Annotated in this window: 1 pseudogene; it reads right to left on the bottom strand. The window is 41.6% G+C overall.

The window, feature by feature from the left end:
* Positions 1 to 390 (bottom strand): annotated as a pseudogene (locus J7R05_RS08360) (triose-phosphate isomerase); the annotation flags it as partial.
* Between the last annotated feature and the right edge of the window lie 35 nt (positions 391 to 425).

The following is a 425-nucleotide window of genomic DNA, read 5'->3' as shown; positions in this document are numbered from 1 at the left end:
TCAAACAATAGCAACAAGGCCTGCTCGCCACGTCGCCTGCACTTTAGCGCAAATAATTGCATCACTCTCCTGATAAATCTTGCGACGTTTCGAATGTCCTATAATGACATGACTTGTTCCTCCTTCTTTATGCATCAAAGCTGAAATATTTCCGTTATAAGGGCCATGATCATTAAAATGACAATTTTGCCCCCCTAAGAGAAGGTTTTCACCACCTAAAGTATCAGAAGCACGCGATAAAAGTGTTGTTGGAACACAAATAAGCGCTTCAAACAAACGCCCTAAGTCAGAGCTAACACCCGCAGCAATAGCACGCAATTCTCCAAGCGATTCACCAGTTCCATTCATTTTCCAATTTCCAGCAATAAAAGGCCGAATATTTGGAGACATATCTTCACCTCAAGAACACTCACAACACATTGTTT

The sequence above is a fragment of the Bartonella capreoli genome (genome assembly GCF_902813205.1).
Classification (GTDB): Bacteria; Pseudomonadota; Alphaproteobacteria; order Rhizobiales; family Rhizobiaceae; genus Bartonella; species Bartonella schoenbuchensis.
This window is presented reverse-complemented; position numbering and strand designations above follow the sequence as displayed.